Raw genomic sequence first — 20,003 nt, 5'->3', positions numbered from 1 at the left:
CCTTAGCTTAAAAAATATACCCAAATAGGTAAAGAAATAAAGGCAAAAACTATACCAAAAGCTACAGAACTAACCGCTAAATTCGTATCAAGTTTTGCTTTCATAATCATAGCTGCAACCATTGTCATAGTAGGCATAGCTGATTCAAGTAAAGCGATGATAGAGCTAGGGTTTAATTTGAAATTTAAAAGCTTTAAAAGCACTAAAAAGATTAAAGGTGTGAGTATCATTTTGCCAAAAATGACTATTATAGTTGCTTTATAAGAAGTTTTTATACTTAAAAAGCCTAAATTTAAACCTATGGCAAAAAGCGCTATAGGTGTGGCACTAGCTCCAAGCATACGCAAAGGTTCAAAGATAAAATCAGGAAGTGTAGTAAACTTAAAACAAAGTCCTAAAATTAAAGCAACAAAAGGTGGAAAAGTAAAAACTTTTTTAATATTTTGTAAAAAACTTACCTTTTGCTCGCTAGCTAAAGAGATGATAAAGGGAGCAAGTAAAGCTACGGGCAAAGAAGTAGCAAGCGCATCATAAAGGATAATCTCGCCCAAAAAATGAGGATCTTGATAAATTCCACTAATAATAGGTATACCTACAAATAAAGTATTTCCAAAGCTAGAAAGTAAAAAAATACTTACAAGAGTGCTTTTGCTAAATTTAAAGCAAAGAGCTAAAAATACACAACATAATGCTGAAACAATAGCACAACCCAACCCAAGCAATATAATAACAATCAAAGAAAAATCAAAATTTAAATGATAAGCACGCTCAAAAATCAAGCAAGGCAAGGCAAAAATAATAGCAAAATCTAAAAAAGCGCGCGCTTGTTTTTGTTTTAAAATTTTGATTTTTTTAGCAAAATATCCACCAAAAAGCAAACAAAATATACTAAATAAGGAAGAAAAAATATACATTTTATTCTACTAAGTTAAAAAGCTTTTGACTAAATTTTGTATGAGTAAATTCCATCCATCTACAAGCACAAATATCAAAAGTTTAAAAGGCATAGAAATCATAACAGGAGGTAGCATCATCATACCCATAGCCATTAATACCGAGCTTACCACCATATCAATAACCAAAAATGGCAAGAAAAGTAAAAAGCCTATTTCAAAAGCAGTTTTAAGCTCGCTTATCATAAAAGCCGGTACTAAAACTGTTAAAGGCACATCATCTATGGTTTTTGGATTTTCTAAATTTCTAATCCTATAAAAAAGCGCTAAGTCTTTTTCCCTAGTGTTTTTTAGCATAAAATCTTTAAAAGGCTTAACGCCTTTAGCAAAAGCTTCTTCATAACCTATTTGCTCAGCGATATAGGGCTTTATACCTTCATTGTATGATTTTGTAGCCACAGGCTCCATAATGAAAAAAGTTAAAATCAAAGCTAAGGTAACTAAAATAGTATTTGGTGGCATAGTTTGAGTACCAAGGGCTGTTCTTAAAAAAGAAAATACTACAACAAGTCTTAAAAAAGAAGTCATTACAAAAACAATGGTAGGTGCAAGAGCTAGTATGGTTAAAACTATAACTATATTTAGGGTTGTTACGAGTTGTTGTGGGCTATTTGGAGCACTAAGGCTTAAATTTACAGTTGGTATAGTTGCTTCAGCGCCTAAAAGAGCCAAGCTTGATAAAAATAAAGCTAGTAAAACCCTCAAAATATTTCCTTGGTTAAAATTAAAAGCATTATTTTAGCAATTTTACTCTTAAAAGAATAAAAATGATTTTATAAAAATAAGAATTTTTACTTTAGCTTGTTAAAATAAGCAATAATTTTTAAAACAAAGGTAAATTATGAAAATTTCTGTGCTTATTTTGGCTGCTGGACTTGGCACGCGTATGAAATCACAAAATCCAAAAGTGCTTCAAAAAATTTGCTCAAAAGCAATGATTTTACATATTTTAAAACAAGCATATAAGATTAGTGATGATGTGTGTGTGGTGCTTTCTCATCAAAAAGAAAAGGTTGAACAAGTTGTTTTAGAGCATTTCCCAAATACACGTTTTTTAGAACAAGACTTGCAAAATTTTCCAGGTACTGCAGGAGCTTTAAGGGGCTATGAGAGTAAGCATGAAAAAGTATTGATTTTATGTGGTGATATGCCTTTAGTTAAAGCAGATGATTTAGAAAAAATAGCTTTAAATGAAAGTGATTTTAATGTGGCGGTTTTTGAGGCAAAAGATCCAAAAAGTTACGGAAGAATAGTATTAAAAGAAAATAAAATTCAAAAAATAGTAGAAACAAAAGATGCAAATAAAGAAGAACTTGCTATAAATATTTGCAATAGTGGTGTTTATGCTATAAAAGCACAAATTTTAAAAGAAGTATTGCCTTTGATAGAAAATGATAATAAAGCTAAAGAGTATTATTTAACCGATGCGGTTTATTTAGCAAAAGAAAAGGGTTATGAAATCGATGCGGTGTTTGTAAATGAGCAAGATTTTATGGGGGTGAATGATAAAATTGAGCTTTGTCTAGCTCAAGATCTTATGCAAGAAGCGATTAAAAAAGAATGGATGAAGCAAGGCGTGATTTTTCACATGCCTGCGACAACTTTTATTTCAGATGAGGTTGAGTTTGTAGGTGAGTGTGAAGTATATGAAAATGTGCGTATAGAGGGAAAATCAAAAATCATTAATTCTATCATTAAAAGTTCAAGTGTGATTGAAGATAGTATAGTGGAAAATAGCGATGTAGGGCCTTTGGCGCATTTGCGTCCAAAATGCCAGCTCAAAAATACCCATATAGGAAATTTCGTAGAATGTAAAAATGCTTTATTAAATGGAGTTAAAGCAGGGCATTTGAGTTATTTGGGTGATTGTGAAATAGATGAGGGAACTAATATAGGTTGTGGTACTATCACTTGTAATTATGATGGGGTTAAAAAACATAAAACTAAAATAGGTAAAAATGTTTTTGTAGGTTCAGATACGCAATTTATCGCTCCGGTTGAAATAAAAGATGAGGTAATCATCGCAGCAGGAAGTACTGTGTGTAAGGATGTAGAAAAAGGCTCTTTACATATCAATAGGGCAAAAGTGCAAATCATAGAAGATTTTTACTATAAAAAACTAGGTAAAAAATGAAAACAATCTTACTAGCAGTAAGTGGAAGCATAGCCTTTTATAAAGCTTATGAGCTTATTTCTTTATTAAAAAAAGAAGGCTTTAGGGTTAAAGTTTTGCTAAGTCAAGGAGTTTTAAAATTTGGCACTAAGCTTAGCTTTGAAGCTTTAGCAGATGAAATTTTATGTGAAGATAATGAAAGTTGGCAAAATACTAATAATCATATAGCCTTTAGTAAGACTTGTGATTGTGTGCTTTTTGCGCCTGCTAGTATAAACTCTATTAATAAATTAAACTATGGTATAGCGGATAATTTATTTATTCAAACTTTAATAGCAGTAGATAAAAATAAACCATTTTTAATCGCACCCGCTGCAAATACAAACATGTATTTACATTTTAGCACTCAAAATTCTTTAAAAAATTTAAAAGAGCAAGGTTATATTATCATTGATCCTATAGTTAAAACTCTAGCTTGTAAAGATGAGGGCTTAGGAGCTTTGGCTGAGCTTGATAGTATTATAAATGCTTTAAAAAAAAGTCTAATGCAAGAAGATTTTTTTAAAGATAAAAGTTTTGTTATAAGCGGTGGTGGGACTAAAGAAAAAATTGATGATGTAAGATGTATTAGTAATTTTTCAAGTGGAAAAATGGCAAAGGCGGTTGCTGATGCTTTGTATTTTTTAGGTGCTAAAGTAGTGTTAGTTAGCTCAGTAGAGTTTAAAACACCTTATAAATTAGAAAAATTTAAATCTTCTTTAGAATTAAAAGAAAAATTGCAAAAATACAAAGAATTTGATGCTTTAATTATGGCTGCTGCTGTGAGTGATTTTACTCTAAAAGCTTATAAGGGTAAGATTAAGAAAAATGAGCATTTAAACGGACTTGATTTAAAATTAAAGTTGAATGAAGACATCTTAAAAAATTTAGATTTTAAAGGTAAAAAAATAGGCTTTAAGATGGAATTTGATGCGCAAAATGCTTTAGAAAATGCTAAAAAATCTTTAGTTAGTAAAAATCTAGATATGGTGTGTTTAAATGTCTTAAATGAGCAAATGAGCTTTGGAAGTGATGAAAATAGCATTTGTTTTATCACTAAAGATAGTATTTCTCAAAGTTCTAAACAAAGCAAAGAAAAACTTGGCTTTATTTTAGCACAAGAATTAAGGAAACTTTGGTGAATATCATCAACTCAACTTTACCTGTAAGAATGCAAATTTTGGAAAAACGCGCATATAATCGCTATGTATTGCTTTTAAATACTAAAAAGCTTGAAACAAAAAGTATGATAGAGCTTGAAGTAGGGGAGGAGTATTTAGCTGAAGTTTATGAAGATAAAGGTGTAATTTCTTTTAAAAATCTTTTGAAAAAGCCTAAAATTAGACTTTTTGAAGAAGGGACTGAACTTATAGAAAAGCTTTTGCAAGAAGGTGATGAAAAAGCTTGGTATAAAAAATTCATTATCCAAAGACTTATGGAAAGCAAAAGTGCGTATGAGTTTGAAATTTATAAGGAAATGTTTTTTGCATTTTTTGAAGGAATTTATCATATACCTTTTGTTTATGAGGGAAATAGGGCTTTGTTTGAAGCTAAGAAAAATGGAAATATTTTAGAAGTGTATTTGTATTTTGAAATTTTTGGTGCTTTAAAAATTATAATTGATAATGGTAAAATCACACGCATACAAACACCTTTTGCCAAAGTAGCACATTTTTTAAACGAGTATTTTAAATTTGAAGTAGTTAATACGCTTAATCCTATGTTTGTTTTTAAAAGATTGATGGATATAAAGGGATAGAATGAATGAATTAAAACATCTTGCTGTGGTAATGGATGGCAATAGAAGATGGGCTAGAAAAAATGGACTTTTAGAAAAAATTGGCTATAGTCAAGGTGCTAAAGTTGTTGAAAAAATCATAGAAGTATGTATAGATGAAAAAATTCAAAATTTAACCCTTTATGCTTTTAGTACAGAAAACTGGCAAAGACCAAAAGAAGAAGTGGAGTTTCTTTTTAAGCTATTAAATAAATATCTTGATGAGTCTTTAAATAAATTTGTAGCCAATGAAGTGCGTTTTAAGGCCATAGGAAATTTAAATCTTTTAGATGAATTAACCTTAAAAAAAATACAAAATTTTCAAGAACAAACTAAAAATTACACAAAATTATGCGTTAATTTAGCTATTTCTTACGGAGGCAAGGATGAAATAGTTAGAGCGGTTAAAAAGGTGATTGAAAAAAATCTTGAAATTAATGAAGCAAATATACAAGCAAATCTTGACTTAAGTGAGGATGTGGATTTGTTTTTAAGAGTAGGGAGCGCTAAAAGAATTTCAAATTTTTTATTATGGCAATCAAGTTATGCAGAAATTTATTTTAGTCAAACTTTATTTCCTGCACTTACTAAAAAGGAAATCGCAAATATTATTACTGAGTTTAAAAAACGCAAAAGAACCTTTGGTAAATGATATTTTTCTTTTTATTACTAGGACTTTGTGTAGGTTCTTTTGTTAATGTTTTGATTTTAAGAACGATTAATAAAGAAAGTATAATAAGTACAAGATCAAAATGTCCTAAGTGTCTTAAAACTTTGAAATTTTATCATCTTTTTCCTTTGTTATCTTTTGTATTTCTAAAAGGCGAATGTGCTTTTTGTAAGGAAAGAATTTCTTTGATTTATCCTTTTAATGAATTTCTTTGCGCGTGTTTGTTTGTCTTTGCTTTTTATTTAATCGAAGATGTTTTTCAAATTTTAATTTTTGCTTGTATGCTAGCTATATTTTTAGCACTTTCTTGGATGGATTATTATCTAAAAGCAGTGAGTGAGCTTTGGCTTTGGATTTTATTTATTTTAGCTTTTTGTTTTGATTTTTTACAAAATGGCTTAAATTTAGAGGATTTTCAAGATAGCTTTTTATTTAGAGTGTGTTTTGGGGCGGGGTTAGTTTTTATACTAAAAAGTGTGATTAATTTTATTAAAAATTTTAAAAAAAGAGATGAAATTTTAGAAAGTTTAGGGGAAGGTGATGTTATAATAATAGCTTTGATTTTTGGAATTTTTGGCTATGAAAAAGGCTTTTTGATTTTATTTATTGCAAGTTTTTTAAGTCTTTTGATGTTTATAAAAATAGCCAAGAAAGATTATCAAATGCCTATGATTCCTTTTTTGTTTTGTGGAATTTTGATTAATCTAAGTGTAGAAAGTATATTATGAAACTAGTTTATAAGTATTTGCTTAATCAGTTTTTAAGCACAATGTTATCTTTATTTTTTACTTTATTTATTATTGTTTCGATTATTTTTTTTATACAACTTGCTAAAATTACTGCTTATATTGAAATTACTTTTTTTGAATTAATCAAATTATATATTTTTCTTTTACCAAAGATATTAATTTTTACTCTACCCATATCTTTTTTCATAGCTTTGACTTTAGCCTTTTATAGGCTTTCTAGGGAAAATGAAAGCACAGTGTTATTTGCTTTGAGTATAGCTCCAAGCATGATAGCAAGTTTTTTTGCAAAAATTGCAGCTTTGGTAAGTGCTTTTATGCTTGTGGTGGTTTTGGTTTTTATACCTATATCTTTTGAACTTTTTGATAATTTTGTAGATTATAAAAAAATTAGTGCTAAAGTAAGTATAAAAACAGGGGAATTTGGACAAAGATATGGAGAATGGCTTGTTTTTATTGATGCTAAAAATTCTGATGAAACTTATAAAAATATCATAATGTATCATCCAAAGAAAAACCCACAAGATAAGGAACAAGTGATTTTAGCTAAAGAAGGAAAGTTAGAAACAAATGATGGTGTTATTACTTTTAAACTAGACGAAGGAAAAGCTTATGAGATTAAAGAAGAAGATTGGCATATTTCTAGTTTTAAAAATTTATTAATTAAAAGCAAACTTTCTTCTAAAGAATTAAATACTCAAAGTTTTTATGGGTATTGGTCTGATGTAACAAGCAATAAAGAAAAAGCAAAAGAATTTGTTATTTATATTCTTATAGCTTTATTTCCTTTAGCTAGCGTGCTTTTTGCACTCTCTTTTGGTATAGTAACTTATCGTTATGAAAAAGGTTTTGCTTATTTTGGAATTTTTGTGATTATTTTTGCTTATTTTACGCTTTTGATTAGTTTTTATAATCCTCCTTTTGTAGCTATTGCTGTGATTTTTTCAAGCTTTTTAATTACTTCTTTGTTTTATTTTAAAGCAAAAATTGCAAGTAAGTATTAATGCTTTTAAAATTAACTTTTTCTTATGATGGCTCTAAATTTCAAGGTTCAGCTACCCAGCCACATAAGTTTAGTGTCCAAGATACCTTAGCACAGGCTTTGTCGCATTTGGGTATTTATGAAAAGCCTTTATTTGCTTCAAGAACTGATAAAGGTGTGCATGCATTTAATGCAGTCGCTTGTGTAAAAGCGGGAGAACATTTTAAAGATTTTGTATATTTAAAAAATAAAATCAATCATTTTGCACACCCATTTATACATATAAAGCATATCCAAAGAGTGCAAGAAAATTTTCAAGTGCGTTTTGATGTGCAAAAAAGAACATATCGCTATATTATAAGTCATGAAAAATATAATCCTTTTTTAGCTTCTTATGTGCATTTTTATCCAAAAATAAATATTAAATTAGCCAAGGAAATTGCTTTTTTATTTGAAGGAGAGCATGATTTTAAACTCTTTCAAAAAGAAGGCTCTGATAATAAAACAAGCATAAGAAAAATGTATAAAACTAGAGTTTATGCTTATAAAAATTACACTGTGTTTTATTTTGAAGCAAATGGTTTTTTAAGATCGCAAATTAGAATGATGATGGCAAGCATTTTAAAAGTATTAGAAGGAAAAATGAGCCAAAATGAGCTTTTAGAACAAATCAACGCTAAAAAAGCTCATTGTAGATTTTTAGCTCCTGCTAGTGGTTTGTATTTGAGCAAGATTTCTTATTATAATAATGCATGATTTTTTTATGTATAAAAAATGAAAAAAGAATGATTAAAGTCCCCATGCAAAAAGGTAGCAGTTCTACATCTACTCCAAAAATACTCATGTTGATAAAAATACTTATAGGTATAATGGCATTATTCATCAAGGCTAAAACTCCACTATCTACTTCAGTAGAGCCTTTATTCCATAAAAAATATCCAAGTCCTGAAGCAATAGTCCCAAGATAAATCAAAGCTATCCAAGAGCTTAAATTGGATGGTAAATTATTATAATCTCCAAAAAATAAAAATGCAGGTAAGGTTATGCTGGTTGCGCCTAAATAAAAATAAGCAAAGGCTTCTTTTTGGCTTAAATTTGTATTTTTTTCTAATAAAATTTTATAAAAACTTTGTCCAGCTCCAAATACTAAATTAGCCCCTTGAATAAGTAAAAAGCCATATAAAAAATTAGAGTTAATATTATCAAATTTAACTACAAAAGCACCCATAATGCATATAAAAATACTTATGAAATATAAATATCTAAGATTTTTTGAAAAAAGCCCATAAAAAAGCACAACGTAAAAAGGTGTAAAAATCGTAAAAAGCGCTACTTCACTTACACTTAAATATAAAAAAGAATGATAATAAAATAAATTCATTATGCCAAGTTGCAAAGCTCCAATGCCTATGAGTTTTAGTTTTAAATGCAAATTTATCTTAAAATTTAAAAAAGGTAAAAATACCAATAAAGATAAAAAAACTTTTGCAAATGCTGCAAAAAAACTATCCATTTCTAAGGTAATAAAATGCCCAATTAATGGAAAAGAAAAAGCCCAAATAAAACTTGCTAGTAATAAACTTGGCATTTTAAAGCACGCCTTCTAATTTAAGTAAAGCCTCTTTGATAAATAAACCACCATTGTATCCACCTAAGTGATTTTTAGCTACCACTCTATGGCAAGGTATAAAAATTGCAAGTTTATTTTTAGAATTTGCATTGCCTACTGCTCTAAAAGATTTTGGATGATTGATAAAAGAAGCAATTTCTTGATAAGTTTTAGTTTGTCCATAAGGAATTTTTATCAAAGCTTTATATACCTTTTGTTCAAATTCGCTTCCCTGAAGAGTTAGAGGAGTGTTAAAAGCAAAAAGCTTTTTGTTAAAATAAAGGTCTAGCTCTTCTAAGGCTTGTTCTAAAACAGAGTGTTTATCTTTAGTAAAATCAGGCTTGTATATAGTAAAATCAACATTAATAAGCTTATCTTTATCACTTTGTAGAAGAATATAAGCAAAACTAGCTTTATAAAAACTTTGATACATATTTTTCCTTATTTAAAAGCAAGCATTGTATGAATTTTAAATTAATTAATTGTTATTAAAGCAAAAATTTAGTTAAAATAGTGATTTAATTTATATTCAAGGAAAATATTTGAAGATTTTATTATTTAGTTTGATTATAAGTTTAAATGCTTTAGCTTTGGATTATACTTGTGAGTATGTTAAGGAAAATAAGGCTGATTTTTTTAAAGAGTTTGAGCCAAAAAATACACAAGATTTTGCTCAAGTGGATTTAAATTGCGCTTTTTCTTTAAAAAATCATCAAATCACAAAAAGATTATATGAACTTGCTAATGAAATTAGAGGAAGCAATAGTGCTTGTATGGGTGGAGAATACTTTAGTGATTTGAGAAAATTTGATTTTAAATTATTAGAAATTGCACTTGATCCACAAGGCTATCAAAAGACTTTACAAGATCCTATAATACTTGAAGAAAAATTTGCAAAATTAAAAGCGTATTTTAGATTTTGGGCCTATCAAAGCATTGGAAATTTTAAACTTTTTAAGGAATTTTGGAAAGAATATAATAATGCGATTAATCCTTTAACAAGATATTTTCAAAAGGAATTTAATTTAGATAAAGCAAGTGCAATTTATTTTGCTAGTAATGCTTTGAATGAATTTTTAAACTGGGCAGTTGGCGAGACTAAAATCTTTAAAGATATTTCAGATTTTGAAAAATTTGTAGCTAATAAAAATAATTCTTTGGAGCAGATTAAAGAGTATATTTATACTAAAAAAATTAGTAATTTAGAATTAAACAATGGTTTTAAATCAGCCTTGTTAAATAATAGAGAAAGTGAGATTATAAGAGAATTTATCAAATTGGGTGTAAAAATAAATGAAGGTTATGAGTCTGCTTTATTTTTTGCACTAGATAATGCAGAAAATGTTAAGCTTTTGCTTGAAAATGAAGCGGTGGTTGATTATAAAAATTCTTTTGGAAAAACACCTTTGTTTTATGCTGTTGAATATAATAACTATAAGGTTGCCAAGCTTTTGCTTGAAAATGGTGCAAATGTAAATCAAAAATACATTAATGATAATGAAAAACTTTCTATTGCCAGTATGGGAAGCAATACGCCATATTTTATCACCTTATGCGCGCTTGAGCATACTTCTAAAAATATCTTTATGCATGGGGCAAATTATGCTGATGTAAAAATGCTTAAGTTACTTATAGATTATAAAGCTAATTATAAAGAAGTAGATGATTTGGGATTTAACGCTCTTGATTTTGCCATCATTGCAAAGAAAGAAGAAAATATTAAATTTTTAAAAAAACTTGGTTTAAAAGAAAATGAAAATTTGATGTTATATGAAGAGGCACAACCATGAAGATTGCTTTAATAACAGGGGTAAGTTCAGGTTTTGGATTAGAAAGTTTAAAAGCTTTGATAGAGCTTGATTATAAGGTTATAGCCATAGCAAGACGCAAAGAAAGGTTAGAAAAACTACAAGAGCTTTATGGGGATAAAATTTATCCTATCGTGCTTGATGTTAGGGATAAACAAGCGGTTTTTACAGCAATTGAAAATTTACCTCAAGATTTACAAAATATTTCTTTACTTGTTAATAACGCAGGTCTTGCCTTGGGTTTAAATGAGTTTGATTCTTTGGATATTGAAGATATTGAAGCTATGGTAGACACTAATATCAAAGGCTTTTTATATATAGCAAGAGCTACTTTACCTTTACTTAGAAAGGCAAAAAATGCTCATGTGATTAATCTTGGTTCAATTGCGGCAAATGTGCCTTATTATGGAGGTAATGTTTATTGTGGAACTAAGGCTTTTGTGGCACAATTTTCCAAAGCTTTAAGAACAGATTTGCGCGGAAGCAATATAAAAGTAACAAATATTGCTCCAGGACTTTGTAAAACTGAATTTAGTGAAGTGAGATTTAAAGGTGATATTAAAAAGGCCGATGAGGTTTATGAAAAGACTAAATATATTAAAGCTGAAGATATAGCAAAAATTATTACTTTTATTATTAGCTTGCCTGAGCATATTAATATTAACGAAATTGAACTTATGCCTGTGACTCAAACATGGGCAGGAACTTTTAGCGAGAAAATATAAAAACTTAAGGAAAAATATGAAAATTTTTTATTTATTATTAGCTCCTTTATTATTATTTGCTGATGCACAAGCAAATGCAGAACTTTTTGGAGTTTGGACGCTTTTACCACCGGTGATAGCTATTATTTTAGCTTTTATTACTAAAGATGTAGTGCTTTCGTTGTTTATTGGTGCATTAAGTGGTACTTTTATGCTAGGACTTATTGAAAATAGCATTTATCATGCTATTATTGCTTCTTTTACAGGCTTTATTTCTAAAGTGGTAAATGCCATGGCAAGTCCTGGTAATGCAGGAATTTTATTACAAGTTTTAACTATAGGTGGGGTTGTAGCTCTTATTACCAAAACAGGTGGTACTAAAGCTGTGGCTGTTTGGCTTTCTACTAAAGCTAAGCAGGCAAAAAGCTCACAATTTGCTACTTGGTGTATGGGGATTTTTATTTTCTTTGATGATTATGCCAATTCATTAATCGTAGGTCCTATCATGCGTCCAGTGACAGATAAATTTAGAGTAAGCCGTGAAAAACTTGCTTTTATTATGGATGCAACCGCAGCGCCAATTACTGGTCTTGCTATCATTTCTACTTGGATAGGACTTGAAATTTCTTTAATTCGTAGCGGATATGATTTAATCGATAATGCAACTTTTGCGCATTTAGGTATAGTAAAAGAAGAAATCAATGCTTTTGAAATCTTTGTACAAACCTTACCTTATAGATTTTATAATCTTTTTATGCTGATTTTTGTTGTTTTGACTATTTATACAGGTAGAGAATTTGGACCTATGTTAAAAGCTGAGCTTAGAGCTAGAGCGGGTAAATTTTCTCATGGTCATGAGCAAATTGATAATATAGAAGATAAGGTTTTAGAGCCAAAAGAGCATGTAAAATTACAAGCTTCTAATGCTATTATACCTCTAGCTGTTTTGATTGTATTTTCATTTATAGGTTTTTATTTTAGTGGTTATAATGCCCTAGATGATGCGAGTATTAAAGCACAAATTGATGCAGCACCATTTAGTTTATTTGCCTTTAGAGAAACTTTTGGCGCAGCTGATGCTTCGGTTGTATTATTTCAAGCAGCACTTTTAGCTACCATAGTAGCTATTATTTTAGGAATGTATAGAAAAATATTTACTTTAAAAGAAGCTATTGCAGTTTGGACCCATGGTTGGAGGACTATGATTATGACTGTGATTATTTTACTTTGTGCATGGTCATTAGCTTCTGTGATTAAGGATTTAGGAACTTCTAAATATTTAATTGATTTATTTTCAGATAAAACACCTATTTACTTGCTTCCTACGGCAATTTTCATTTTTGCTTCTATTATATCTTTTTCAACAGGAACTAGTTATGGGACTATGGGTATTTTAATGCCTTTAGCTATTCCTTTAGCTATGGCCGTTGGTGTTCATAATGAATTAAGCGGAGCAGAGTTGCACCAATATATGATTATTAATATTTCAGGGGTTTTAACAGGAGCTATTTTCGGAGATCATTGCTCGCCAATTTCTGATACAACTATACTTTCGTCTATGGGAAGTAAGTGCGATCTTTTAGCTCATGTTAGCACGCAAATGCCTTATGCTTTGAGTGTTTGTGCTATTAGTATACTTTGTGGTTATTTACCAGTAGCACTAGGACTTAATGTATGGCTAGGGCTTGTTTTTGGAATCTTAGCTATGATAGCTTTACTTTTTGTAGTTGGCAAAAAGGTAGATGCATAGATGCATTTTGAAGAAAAAATTGCTTTAAATAAAGCATTGTTTTCTTCTTTATATGATAAAGAAATTCAGTGCTTTAAATCACCTTTAAAAGCTTATAGAACTAGGGCAGAATTTTCTATATATCATCATGAAAATGGGGAAATTTCTTATGCAATGTTTGAAAACAAGAAAAAAATTCCTATTGAGAAATTTGATATAGCAGATGAAAAAATTCAAGACTGTATGCCTATTTTATTAAATAATCTAAATGAAAATTTAAAACATAAGCTTTTTGGAGTAGAGTTTTTAGCTACAAAATTAGATTTAAGTATAACTTTACTTTTCCATAAAAATATAGAGCTAATTATACAAGACTTACAAGAATTAGCAGAAAAATTAAATCTCAAACTCATAGCAAGAAGCAGGGGTAAAAAACTTGTATTTAATGGAGAAAATTTAAGACAAGCTTTAAAAATCAATACAAATGAATTTTTATATGAGTTTAATAATGATTGTTTTATCCAGCCTAATACTTTTATCAATGAAAAGATGATTGAATGGGTTGTATCTTGCATTGGAAGTGATTTTAAACAAGATTTATTAGAGCTTTATTGTGGTTATGGAAATTTTACCATAGCTTTAGCAAGAAACTTTAATAAAGTTTTAGCAACTGAAATTTCTAAAAAAAATATCGAATTTGCTTTAAAAAATTGTGTTTTAAATTCTATTGAAAATATAATTTTTACAAGACTTTCTAGTGAAGAGTTGAGTCAAGCTTTGAAAAAAGAAAGAGAATTTAACCGTTTAAAAAACATAGATTTAGATAGCTTTAAAATATCTCATGTCTTGGTTGATCCTCCAAGAGCAGGGCTTGATCTAAGCGTGATTGAACTTATTAAAAATTATGAAAATATCATTTATATTTCGTGTAATCCTATCACTTTAAAAGAAAATCTTGAAATCTTGTGTCAAAGTCATGAAATTTTAAATTTAGCCTTTTTTGATCAATTTGCTAATACTCCTCATCTTGAATGTGGGGTGCATTTAAAAATAAAAGCTTAGTATAAGTTAGAATTTATACAAGCTTTGTTATTATAAAAATAGTTGATTTAATCAATTAATTTTTATAAAGGATTTTTTATTTTATTTCAAAAAATTACTTATACAAATAGAAAAATACTCTATAAAGTCAATGAAATTTTAAAACCCTTTGGACTAAAATCAAGTGATTGGAGGGTTTTTGTATATTTAAATCAGCATGGCTATAGTACTTTAGCTCCAATATGTGAGTTTTATCAGATGGATAAAGCTATACTTTCTAGAGTTGTTTCTAAATTAGCAAAACTTGAATATATAGAGTTTTTAAAAGCAGATGATAAAAGAGAAAAAATCATTACTTTAAGCGCTAAAGGTAAGGAAATTTTTTTAGATGCAAATGCTTATATAAGAAAATATGAAAGAAATATTTTAGATATCTTAGATGTAAAAGATCAAGAAAGACTTTTAAAATTACTTGATTATATCAATGAGAAAATTTAAAAGGTTTTTTCATGGGATTAAGTAAAAAATATAATTTATTTAATATAAATTTTTTCTGTATTTTTGGGATAAATTTTGCTATTTGTCTTGTTTTTTATATGAGTACTATTTCTAGTACAGATTATGTTTTAGGTGTTTTAAACCTTCAAACTAGCACCGCAGGTCTTATTATGGGAGCTTTTGTTATAGGCGCTTTGCTATCTAGACTTTATTTTGGTTCTATAATTGATGATGTTAATATAAAAAAGGTTATAGTGTTTTCGCTTTTGTTTTATCTTTTTATTAATTTAATGTATTTGAAATTTTATAATGTATATTTTTTAATTTTAATACGCTTTTTAGCAGGGATTTGTTATGGAATTTGTTCTTGTGCTTGTGGGGCAGCTATTGCTAGGATAATACCTAGCAATAAAAGAGGAGTTGGTATAGGATATTATGCTACAAGCGTTGTTTTAACTTCAGCCTTAGGGCCTTTTTTGGCCATAAAACTTGACTCTATCAATCAATTTTGGCTTAGTTTTTTAATAGCTTGTTTGAGTATTGTCTTTGCGTTAATCTTATCTATTTTTTTAAAAGTAAGAAGATTTAAAAAACATCATCATATAAAAAGAAAATTTAGTATTTATAATTATTTTGAAAAATCAGTTTTAAATTTAGCCTTGATAACCTTTTTGCTTGCATGCCCTTTTGGTGCTATTATAGCTTATATGAGTGCTTATACCCAAAGTTTAAATTTAGCTTTTGCTGGATCTATGTTTTTTGTGGTATATGCTGGATTTTCTATGATTTTTAGACCACTTGCTGGTAAAGTGTTTGATAAATATGGTGCTAACATCGTGATGATTTTTTCCTTTTTGAGTTTTATAGTATGTTTGCTTTTGCTTGCTTTTGCATTAAATTTTTATATGATTATTTTGGCTGGAGTTTTTTGTGCGTTAGGTTATGCTAATGCTACTTCAAGCGCTCAAGCTTTAGCTATAAAACTTGCACCTAAAGAAAAAATGGGCTTGGCTAATTCTACATTTTTTATAGCCTTAGATTTTGGTATAGGAGTGAGTCCTTATTTGTTAGGCATTATAGAGCCAAGTATAGGTTTTGCTAATGTTTATGCTTTTTGTGCTTTATTAGTTGCAATGGCTTTGATTTTGTATTGTTTATTGGTTGTAAAAAAAAGCTTCTTATTAATTTGATTTTAGATACAATGCTTTAAAAAGGAAAAAGCATTGTGTGATAGTTATAAAATACTAAGTACTATGAAAAATATAGCCATCATAGGACTTAGCCCTAATCAAGATAAACCTTCCCATTTTGTAAGTAAATATTTACAAGATTTAGGTTATAAAATTTATCCCATCTATCCTAAAGAAGATTTTATTTTAAGTGAAAGAGTTTATAGAAATTTAAAAGAAATCCCTTTTGAAGTTGATACGGTTGTAATGTTTAGAAAAGCAAGTTTTGCAAATGAAATTTTTGAGGATCTTTTGAGTAAAAAGATTAAAAATTTTTGGATGCAACTTGGCATTATCAATGAAGAAATAATGCAAAAATGTAAAAAATATGGTATAAATTGCGTTCAAGATCGTTGCATTAAAATAGAACTACAAAAAGGATAATCATGGTTGAATTAAATAAAATTTATCAAGCAAAACAAAAAATCGCAGATTTTGTATTAAAAACCCCTTTTGTGCACTCTTCTTTTTTGAGTGAGTTTTTAGAAACTGATATTTTTTTAAAATGTGAAAATTTGCAAAAAACAGGTGCTTATAAAATCAGAGGAGCTTATAATACAATAGCTAATTTAACTAAAGAACAAAAGCAAGCAGGTGTAATAGCTGCAAGTGCAGGAAATCATGCACAAGGAGTAGCAATTAGTGCTAAAAAATTTGGCATAGAAGCTGTGATTGTTATGCCTGAAGCTACGCCTTTATTAAAAGTAAGTGCGACTAAAAATTTAGGTGCAAAAGTGATTTTAAAAGGAGATAATTTTGATGAGGCTTATGCTTATGCACTAAATTATGCTAAAGAGCATCATTTAAATTTCATTCATCCTTTTGAAAATGAAAGTATTATAGCAGGACAAGGCACTTTAATGCTTGAAATGCTTGATGAAATAAGTGATTTGGATATGATTTTAGCTCCAGTTGGTGGGGGAGGTTTGATTAGTGGAGTGGCAAGTGCTGCTAAGCAAATTAATCCTGCTATAAAAGTTATCGGAGTGAGTGCTAAGGGAGCTCCTGCGATGTATGAGAGTTTTAAAAGCAAAAAAATGATTAATTCAAAAGCTGTTAGAACTATAGCTGATGGCATAGCAGTACGTGATGTGAATAAAATTAATTTTGATATTATTCTTGAATGTGTTGATGATTTTATTCAAGTTGATGATGAAGAAATAGCTAATGCGGTATTGTATTTACTTGAAAAACACAAAATAACAGTTGAAGGAGCAGGAGCATCAGCAGTAGCTGCACTTTTGCATAAAAAAATAGATTTAAAAAATCATAAGAAAATCGGTGTGGTTTTAAGTGGTGGAAATATCGATGTGCAAATGTTAAATATCATTATAGAAAAAGGCTTATTTAAAGCTTTTAGAAAAATGCTTATTAATGTTACTTTAGTTGATAAACCAGGGGCTTTAAGTGCTTTAAGTGATGCAATTAAGGAAGCTCAGGCTAATATAGTTAAAATTGACTATGATAGATTTTCAACCAAGCTTGAATATGGTGATGCAATGATTTCAATTACCTTAGAAACTAAAGGAAAAGAACATCAAGAATTAGTTAGAAAGATACTTTATGATAAAGGTTTTAATTTTAACGAAATTTTATGATATATTAAATATAATATTTTTTAAATAAAATCAAAAAAAGGGTAGAAATGTCACAAGAAAAAATTTTAGAACCAGATACATTGATAACCTCTAAAACAGATTTAAAAGGAGATATTATTTATGCTAATGATGATTTTTTAAAATACGCTGGTTATAAAATGAATGAGATTTTGTATAAACCACATAATATTGTGCGTCATCCTGATATGCCAAAAACGGTTTTTAAATGTTTGTGGGATTATATACAAGATGGAAAAGAAATTTTTGCCTTTGTAAAAAATAAAACCAAACAAAATGATTATTATTGGGTTTTTACTAATGTTACAGCCTCATTTGATAATCAAGGAAATATTATAAATTATTATTCAGTAAGAAGAAAACCTAAAAGAGAGGCTATACCAGTTATAGAGCAAGTTTACAAGGTTTTATTAGAAGCTGAAAAAACTGGAGGTATAAAAGCTGGAGTGAATGAACTTATGAAGATAGTTAATTCTTATGGTATGAGTTATAACCAGTTAATTTTAGAGCTTCAAAAATAATTTTATAAAAATATTTAAAAAATGTTTTTATAAAAAAAGGTATAATCAGTCTGATTAATTTAAATTTAAGGAATTTATCTATGTCTTTGGAAAAAGTTCTAACTCCAGATGTTTTAATAACATCAAAAACTAATTTAAAAGGTGAAATTATCTATGCCAATGAGGATTTTTTAAAATACTCTGATTATAAAATTGATGAAATTTTATATAAACCTCATAGTATTATGCGTCATCCTGATATGCCAAGAACTGTTTTTAAATATTTATGGGATAATATTCAAATGAAAAGAGAGGTTTTTGCTTTTGTAAAAAATAAAACAAAATTTAATGATTATTATTGGGTTTTTGCAAACATAACAGCTTCTTGTGATTCTAATGAAAATATTTTAAATTATTATTCAGTAAGAAGAAAGCCTAAAGCAGAGGCTGTTAAAACAATAGAAGAAATTTATAAAGTTCTTATAAGAAAAGAAAAGGAAGGTGGTATAAAAGCAGGACTTGAAGAACTAAATGCTGTAGTAAAATCTTATGGGATGAGCTACAATGAATTAATAATGCAAATTCAAAAATAAAAGGATGTTGATGAAAAATATTGTATTAGTTGGTATTGGTCTGGGTATTTTATCTTGTGCAAATTCTATATATTTTATGGATTTTATTTCTTTTGGGTTTTCTTTGGCTTTGTTATTATTGTTTGCTTTTGCTTTTGTTGTTTTAAAAAAAGAAGATCAATTTAGTGATAAAATCTTAGATCTTAGCAGAGAATTAAAAAATGGTAATTTTGATTCAAGAATTGTATATATTAAATGTAGCAATAAAAAACTTAAAGAAATTGCGGATAATCTTAATAATACTATAGATGGCTTAGAAGCTTATTTGAGAGAAATTAATACCTCGATTGCTTGTTCTCAAAAGGGTGAGTATTTTAGAAGAGCTATTCCTGAAGGTTTAAAAGGAATTTTTGTTCATAATATTAACTTTATCAATAAAGCCTTAGATGATATAGAAAAAACAGGAAAATCTGTTTTTAAAAATGCTTTATCAAGAGAATTGATGGATTTGAGTTTAAATAGTCAAAATAAAAATTTAAATGACTTATCTTCTGCTTTAAATGGTATTATTAAGTTGATGAGGGAAGTTTTTGGTGATATTAAAATAATATCAGATACTGCTCAAAAGAATGGTTTAGAAGTGGGCAATTTGCAAGATTCGATTTCTTCTATGATGCAAGTGGCCGATGAGAGTAAAAATGCTGTTGATACTTTTGCCTCAAATGCTCAGAGTATTAATGCAATTGTAGAAGTTATTAGAGATATAGCAGATCAAACTAATCTTCTTGCGCTAAATGCAGCTATTGAGGCTGCTCGTGCGGGTGAACATGGAAGAGGTTTTGCTGTGGTTGCAGATGAGGTAAGACAACTTGCTGAAAAAACACAAAAAGCAACTGGCGAGATTACCTTGGCAATTCAAGTAATGAATCAAGAAATTGGCTCAATACAAGAAAATAGTGAAAAGGTATTTGATATCGCAAATTCTTCTAATAGCAAAATCGCTGATTTTAGCGAAGCATTTAGAGAATTAGAGGATAAAAGCTCTCATTTAGGAAAAGAATTTGTTAATTTTGCTTCTGATTTGACTTTATCGGCTATGAAAATAGATCATATTTTATATAAATCAGATGTTTATCTAACTCTTAATGGTTCTCAGCAAAATCTACAAAATCTTGATCCAATCTCTAGTCTATGTAAAGATGAAGATGCAAAAAGTATTTTCTGTCCTTTAATCTCTCAAAATGAAATGGATTCCAAGAGTGAAAAAATACAATACTCTGCAAATAAAGCTATAGAAATAGCTAAAAAAGAAAATATTTCAAAAGAAGATTATGATTCAATTATTAGTGACATAAGAGAGTTGGAAAAAGATAGTAAATTAATTATGGATAAACTAGAAGCTTAATAAGCTTCTAGT

General features: G+C 28.6%; 22 protein-coding genes. 18 read left to right on the top strand and 4 right to left on the bottom strand.

Translation table 11 applies throughout. The features are described from left to right. Positions 1-2: 2 nt before the first annotated feature. Both L8V77_RS01240 and fliP read right to left on the bottom strand, forming a co-directional pair. The gene (locus L8V77_RS01240; RefSeq protein ID WP_263706325.1) at positions 3-914 is read right to left on the bottom strand and encodes an AEC family transporter; all 912 of its coding nucleotides are present in this window, start codon (positions 912-914) and stop codon (positions 3-5) included. 9 nt (positions 915-923) lie between these two features. Beyond that, a complete protein-coding gene (fliP, locus tag L8V77_RS01235) occupies positions 924-1,658 on the bottom strand; it encodes a flagellar type III secretion system pore protein FliP (RefSeq protein WP_012661688.1) in 735 nt (244 codons plus the stop codon). A gap of 136 nt (positions 1,659-1,794) precedes the next feature. On the opposite strand from fliP, the gene glmU reads away from it, so the two are divergent. From glmU to truA, 7 genes are read left to right on the top strand one after another with little or no spacing between them, the layout of a single operon-like run. Continuing rightward, entirely contained in the window at positions 1,795-3,087 is a 1,293-nt protein-coding gene (glmU, locus tag L8V77_RS01230) for a bifunctional UDP-N-acetylglucosamine diphosphorylase/glucosamine-1-phosphate N-acetyltransferase GlmU (protein WP_263706324.1), read from the top strand. Next, positions 3,084-4,247, top strand: coding sequence for a bifunctional phosphopantothenoylcysteine decarboxylase/phosphopantothenate--cysteine ligase CoaBC (gene coaBC / locus L8V77_RS01225; RefSeq protein WP_263706323.1), 1,164 nt, complete (start codon positions 3,084-3,086; stop codon positions 4,245-4,247). The genes glmU and coaBC overlap by 4 nt, the downstream gene beginning before the upstream one ends. Beyond that, positions 4,244-4,864 carry a hypothetical protein gene (locus tag L8V77_RS01220; RefSeq protein ID WP_047208387.1) on the top strand — a complete coding sequence of 207 codons (621 nt, stop codon included), beginning with the start codon at positions 4,244-4,246 and terminating at the stop codon, positions 4,862-4,864. The genes coaBC and L8V77_RS01220 overlap by 4 nt, the downstream gene beginning before the upstream one ends. A 1-nt stretch (position 4,865) precedes the next feature. Next, positions 4,866-5,534 carry a polyprenyl diphosphate synthase gene (uppS, locus tag L8V77_RS01215; protein WP_039668518.1) on the top strand — a complete coding sequence of 223 codons (669 nt, stop codon included), beginning with the start codon at positions 4,866-4,868 and terminating at the stop codon, positions 5,532-5,534. Then, positions 5,531-6,280 carry a prepilin peptidase gene (locus L8V77_RS01210; RefSeq protein WP_263706322.1) on the top strand — a complete coding sequence of 250 codons (750 nt, stop codon included), beginning with the start codon at positions 5,531-5,533 and terminating at the stop codon, positions 6,278-6,280. Before uppS ends, L8V77_RS01210 begins: the two co-directional genes overlap by 4 nt. Then, entirely contained in the window at positions 6,277-7,302 is a 1,026-nt protein-coding gene (locus tag L8V77_RS01205; RefSeq protein ID WP_214100351.1) for an LptF/LptG family permease, read from the top strand. Before L8V77_RS01210 ends, L8V77_RS01205 begins: the two co-directional genes overlap by 4 nt. Then, positions 7,302-8,036: a tRNA pseudouridine(38-40) synthase TruA gene (gene truA, locus L8V77_RS01200; protein WP_263706321.1), complete on the top strand. Its 735-nt coding sequence runs from the start codon at positions 7,302-7,304 to the stop codon at positions 8,034-8,036. Before L8V77_RS01205 ends, truA begins: the two co-directional genes overlap by 1 nt. On the opposite strand, the gene L8V77_RS01195 is transcribed toward truA, so the two are convergent. After that, positions 7,990-8,868 carry an EamA family transporter gene (locus L8V77_RS01195; protein ID WP_263706320.1) on the bottom strand — a complete coding sequence of 293 codons (879 nt, stop codon included), beginning with the start codon at positions 8,866-8,868 and terminating at the stop codon, positions 7,990-7,992. The genes truA and L8V77_RS01195 overlap by 47 nt on opposite strands. A 1-nt stretch (position 8,869) precedes the next feature. Next, the gene (locus L8V77_RS01190) at positions 8,870-9,322 is read right to left on the bottom strand and encodes a methylated-DNA--[protein]-cysteine S-methyltransferase (RefSeq protein WP_263706319.1); all 453 of its coding nucleotides are present in this window, start codon (positions 9,320-9,322) and stop codon (positions 8,870-8,872) included. Between the two features lie 109 nt (positions 9,323-9,431). Here L8V77_RS01190 and L8V77_RS01185 point away from each other — a divergent pair, with 109 nt between their 5' ends. The 11 genes from L8V77_RS01185 (at position 9,432) to L8V77_RS07670 (ending at position 19,991) form a co-directional block, all read left to right on the top strand. Beyond that, positions 9,432-10,679, top strand: coding sequence for an ankyrin repeat domain-containing protein (locus L8V77_RS01185; protein WP_263706317.1), 1,248 nt, complete (start codon positions 9,432-9,434; stop codon positions 10,677-10,679). Beyond that, a complete protein-coding gene (locus tag L8V77_RS01180) occupies positions 10,676-11,422 on the top strand; it encodes an SDR family NAD(P)-dependent oxidoreductase (RefSeq protein ID WP_263706316.1) in 747 nt (248 codons plus the stop codon). Before L8V77_RS01185 ends, L8V77_RS01180 begins: the two co-directional genes overlap by 4 nt. A 16-nt stretch (positions 11,423-11,438) precedes the next feature. Beyond that, a complete protein-coding gene (locus L8V77_RS01175) occupies positions 11,439-13,151 on the top strand; it encodes a Na+/H+ antiporter NhaC family protein (protein WP_263706314.1) in 1,713 nt (570 codons plus the stop codon). Next, the gene (gene trmA, locus L8V77_RS01170; protein WP_263706312.1) at positions 13,152-14,192 is read left to right on the top strand and encodes a tRNA (uridine(54)-C5)-methyltransferase TrmA; all 1,041 of its coding nucleotides are present in this window, start codon (positions 13,152-13,154) and stop codon (positions 14,190-14,192) included. A 54-nt stretch (positions 14,193-14,246) separates the two neighbouring features. After that, complete coding sequence (locus L8V77_RS01165) at positions 14,247-14,669, top strand: MarR family winged helix-turn-helix transcriptional regulator (RefSeq protein WP_318529529.1); 423 nt, start codon at positions 14,247-14,249, stop codon at positions 14,667-14,669. A gap of 11 nt (positions 14,670-14,680) precedes the next feature. Further along, positions 14,681-15,859 carry an MFS transporter gene (locus L8V77_RS01160; protein ID WP_263706311.1) on the top strand — a complete coding sequence of 393 codons (1,179 nt, stop codon included), beginning with the start codon at positions 14,681-14,683 and terminating at the stop codon, positions 15,857-15,859. A 63-nt stretch (positions 15,860-15,922) separates the two neighbouring features. Beyond that, positions 15,923-16,282 carry a CoA-binding protein gene (locus L8V77_RS01155; RefSeq protein WP_263706392.1) on the top strand — a complete coding sequence of 120 codons (360 nt, stop codon included), beginning with the start codon at positions 15,923-15,925 and terminating at the stop codon, positions 16,280-16,282. 2 nt (positions 16,283-16,284) lie between these two features. After that, entirely contained in the window at positions 16,285-17,496 is a 1,212-nt protein-coding gene (gene ilvA, locus L8V77_RS01150; protein ID WP_263706310.1) for a threonine ammonia-lyase, read from the top strand. Between the two features lie 47 nt (positions 17,497-17,543). Further along, positions 17,544-18,035: a PAS domain-containing protein gene (locus tag L8V77_RS01145; RefSeq protein ID WP_263663164.1), complete on the top strand. Its 492-nt coding sequence runs from the start codon at positions 17,544-17,546 to the stop codon at positions 18,033-18,035. An 80-nt stretch (positions 18,036-18,115) separates the two neighbouring features. Next, entirely contained in the window at positions 18,116-18,607 is a 492-nt protein-coding gene (locus L8V77_RS01140; protein ID WP_263663165.1) for a PAS domain-containing protein, read from the top strand. Between the two features lie 4 nt (positions 18,608-18,611). After that, a complete protein-coding gene (locus tag L8V77_RS07670) occupies positions 18,612-19,991 on the top strand; it encodes a methyl-accepting chemotaxis protein (RefSeq protein ID WP_412174987.1) in 1,380 nt (459 codons plus the stop codon). Positions 19,992-20,003: the final 12 nt, after the last annotated feature.

This window comes from Campylobacter sp. IFREMER_LSEM_CL2127, assembly GCF_025771745.1.
Lineage (GTDB): Bacteria > Campylobacterota > Campylobacteria > Campylobacterales > Campylobacteraceae > Campylobacter_D.
The sequence above is the reverse complement of the archived record's forward strand: the minus strand, read 5'-3'. Positions and strand labels throughout refer to the sequence as shown.